The organism is Mycobacterium sp. SMC-18, from assembly GCF_045310895.1.
Taxonomy (GTDB): Bacteria; Actinomycetota; Actinomycetes; order Mycobacteriales; family Mycobacteriaceae; genus Mycobacterium.
In genome coordinates this window covers 1-1,460 of sequence record NZ_JBJIAL010000125.1, presented here as the reverse complement: position 1 = coordinate 1,460, position 1,460 = coordinate 1, and the positions used below count along the sequence as shown (strand labels likewise).

Genomic DNA, 1,460 nt, shown 5'->3' with positions numbered 1-1,460 from the left:
GATAGCGTCCCGGGGAGTGGTGGACTTCGGATCTGGCGTGGTTCACGCGTTGTGATCAACGAGTCATGGTGAACGCTAGGCGATTTGGTGTTGTTTGGCAAGTGCTGCCGCGGCGTGTTTGGCGGCGATCACGGCGCGTAGTTCGTCCATGGAGACATCGGAGAGGTAGCGGCGGGTGACCTGCCACTCGTCGTGGGATTCGATGACCACCGCGGTGGCCAGGCGAAGGAACGCCGCCGGATTGGGGAAGATCTCCACGACATCGGCCCGACGCTTGATCTCTTTATTCAGACGCTCTATCGGATTATTCGACCAGATCTTCTGCCAATGCGCCTTCGGGAACGCAGTGAACGCCAACACGTCGGTCTTGGCCTCGCCCATCATCGCGGCCACCTTCGGGAACGACGCGGCCAGGGTGTCGGCGACCCGGTCCCACTGCGCGGCGACCTCGTCGGGTTCGGTGTGAGCGAAGATGGTCTTGACCGCCGCGGTAACCGCCGGGGCGTGTTTGGCCGATACCGCGGTATGCAGGTTCCGCATGAAATGCACCCGGCACCGCTGCCACGATGAGTTCGTGAACTGCTGTGCCACAGCGACTTTCAACCCAGCGTGCGCATCGGAGATGACCAGGTGCACCCCCGATAGGCCGCGCGCCTTAAGCGAGGCGAGGAACTCGCGCCAGAACTCGAACGACTCGCTGTCACCGACCGCGGTGCCCAGCACCTCACGGGTGCCGTCGATCGACACGCCGGTCGCGACCACCAGGGCCTGGGAGACCACGTGCGCCCCCACGCGGACCTTGCAGAAGGTGGCATCGCAGAACACGTAGGGGAAGCTGGTGTGGGTCAGCGAGCGTTCCCGAAACGCTGTGATCTCGCGGTCCAGGCCGGCGCAGATCCGCGACACCTCCGACTTGGACACCCCGGTCTGCACGCCCATCGCCGTCACCAGGTCATCGACGCTGCGGGTGGACACCCCGTGCACGTAGGCCTCCATGATGACCGCGTGCAGCGCCTTGTCGATACGCCGGCGGGGTTCCAGCAGCGACGGGAAGAACGATCCCGCCCGTAGCTTGGGGATCTGCACCTCGATGTCCCCGGCGGTCGTGGAGACGGTCTTGGGGCGGTGCCCGTTGCGGTGCACCGTGCGGCCGTCGCTGCGTTCGTAACGGCCCGCGCCGATCGCCGCGGTGGCCTCGGCCTCGATGAGCTGCTGCAACCCGGAACGGATCAACTCGGCGAACACCGCACCCGAGTCAGCGGACTTCAGTGCATCGAGCTGAGCGAGCAGGGCAGAATGGTCAAGGGTCATCGCGCGGTTTCCTTCGGTGAGTCACTTTGGTACGTAACTCACTGACCACTACGCGATGGCCCACCCCAACACCGGCACCGACACGGCCTGAACATCTCCGCCCACCTCAGCCCCGTCCCCGAATTCCCACCACCCCAGGGGACTTAGCC

1 protein-coding gene is annotated in these 1,460 nt (G+C 65.1%); it reads right to left on the bottom strand.

The window, feature by feature from the left end:
* Positions 1-75 precede the first annotated feature (75 nt).
* On the bottom strand, positions 76-1,311 hold the full coding sequence (locus ACJH6J_RS30385) for an IS256 family transposase (RefSeq protein WP_036437208.1): 1,236 nt from the start codon (positions 1,309-1,311) through the stop codon (positions 76-78).
* Positions 1,312-1,460 lie beyond the last annotated feature (149 nt).